Annotated in this window: 3 protein-coding genes; all 3 read left to right on the forward strand. The window is 58.5% G+C overall.

Annotated elements, in window-relative coordinates; translation table 11 throughout:
- A partial coding sequence (locus Q0816_RS25855) for a sulfopyruvate decarboxylase subunit alpha (RefSeq protein ID WP_298856178.1) occupies window positions 1-507 on the forward strand: 507 nt, incomplete at its 5' end.
- A complete protein-coding gene (gene comE / locus Q0816_RS25860) occupies window positions 504-1,058 on the forward strand; it encodes a sulfopyruvate decarboxylase subunit beta (protein ID WP_298856180.1) in 555 nt (184 codons plus the stop codon). The genes Q0816_RS25855 and comE, both read left to right, overlap by 4 nt.
- A partial coding sequence (locus Q0816_RS25865) for an alpha-hydroxy acid oxidase (protein WP_298856182.1) occupies window positions 1,058-2,128 on the forward strand: 1,071 nt, incomplete at its 3' end. The genes comE and Q0816_RS25865, both read left to right, overlap by 1 nt.

Genomic DNA, 2,128 nt, shown 5'->3' on the forward strand with positions numbered 1-2,128 from the left:
ATGAACATAGACAAAAAGATCACCGACGATCTGGTGGCGAACGATATCTCGTTTGTCACCACTGTCCCGTGCAAGCAATTGGCAGGTGTCATCGCGGAAATCGATGAGCGTGATGGCATCTTCCACATCCCGTCCAACAAGGAAGACGAAGGGATGGGCTTGTGCGCCGGTGCGTGGATGGGTGGCAAGCGGCCTGCGATCATCATGCAGAATACGGCCATTGGCGTGACAATCAACACGCTGGCGACGCTGATCCAGTTCTACCGGATGCCGCTGCCCATGCTGATCTCATATCGCGGCGAACTACGTGAACCTGTGGCCTGTCAGGTCGAAATGGCCGTGCATACCAAGGCGCTGTTGGCCCAGATGAGCATCCCAACCTACCACTTCCACCACCAGTCGGACGTGGAAGAACTGGATGCGATCTTGAAATACACGTTCATGTGCAACAAGCCGGTCGCCATTCTGACCGACGCCAACTTCTGGGGAGGCTATGGCGACCAATGATCCGATCTGAAATCCTGAAAGAAATCGCCCCGATCCTGCGGGATCAGCTTGTGGTCTGCAATATCGGCATCCCCAGCCAGGAACTGCACGCCATCGACGATCAGCCGACCAATTTCTACATGCTGGGAACCATGGGCCTGGCCTCATCCATCGGTCTGGGTCTGGCGCTGTCGCAGCCCAAACCGGTGATCGTGATTGACGGGGATGGCTCGATCCTGACCAATCTGGGTACATTGCCGACCATCGCCAATAACGTAGCCGACAATTACATCCTGCTGATTGTGGACAATGGCTCTTACGGCTCGACCGGCGATCAGCCGACCTATGCCGGGCAGAAAACCTCGCTGTCGAAGATGGCCGAGGCCGCCGGGTGCGAGCGTGTGATCGAATGTCAAGCCCAAGACACAGGCCGTGTTCTGCAAGAAGCGCTGGATGCCAGGCAGATGACCATCATCGTGGCCAAGTGCGAAAGCGGCAATGCCAAGATGCCGGTCATCACCATGGACCCGGTGGTGATCCGCGACCGCTTTATGAAGGCCGTTCAGGCCTGATGAGCGCGAGCGCTATTCACAGTGCTGAGGACGCCCGCCGCCTGGCGCGGCGGCGCCTGCCTTGGATGGTGTTCGACTATATCGACGGGTCTGCCGGAGCCGAGACCGGGGCCGCCCGCAATCGCGCGGAGCTGGATGCCATGACCTTACGCCCGCGCATCCTTCGGGATGTCAGTGAAAGATCGCTTTCCGGCTCGGTATTTGGTCAGGCGACCAAACGCCCGTTTGGCATCGCGCCCATGGGTATGTGCAATCTGTCAGCTCCCGGTGCCGATCTGATGCTGGCCCGCCTTGCAGCGCGGTATGGGGTGCCGCTGGGTGTCTCGACCGTGGCCTCGACGCCTATGGAAGATCTGATCATGGAGGCCGAAGGAAACGCCTGGTTTCAACTCTACTTCAGCGGCGATGGCAGCGGTACGTTCAAGCTGGTCGATCGCGCAAAAGCTGCGGGGTACGAAACCCTTGTCCTGACCGTGGATGTGCCAGAGGTCGGCCGGCGCCCGCGCGAACTGCGCCATGGCTTCAAGATGCCTTTCAAAATGGGTCCAAAGCAGGTGCTTGATTTTGCTTTGCATCCCCTGTGGTCCTTACCGACATTGCTGAAGGGTAAGCCGGAAATGGCAAACTTCCTGATGGACGGCTACGATTTCGACCGCACCGAAAGCCGGGCAAAAGCCACATGGGAAACATTGGCCCGCCTGCGCGACCAGTGGGTCGGGAAACTGGTGGTCAAGGGCGTGTTGGATGCAGATGATGCGCTGAAGCTCAAATCTGCCGGGGTAGATGCCATTCAGGTCTCAAGCCATGGCGCGCGCCAGTTGGAAAGCGCGCCCGCGCCAATTTCTGTTTTGCGGGAAATTCGCAAGGCCGTCGGGCCGGATTTTCCGCTTTTTTACGACAGTGGGTTACGCTCGGGTGAAGACGCTCTCAAAGCACTCGCGAACGGGGCGAACTTCACCTTTTTCGGCCGCATCCTGCAATTCGCAATAGCGGCTGAAGGCGAAGAGGGCCTCGAACAGCTATGGTCAGTGCTTACCGAAGAAATGAGCATCGCAATGGCCCAGATGGGA

It is taken from the genome of uncultured Ruegeria sp., from assembly GCF_947497005.1.
In the GTDB taxonomy this organism is placed as follows: domain Bacteria; phylum Pseudomonadota; class Alphaproteobacteria; order Rhodobacterales; family Rhodobacteraceae; genus Ruegeria.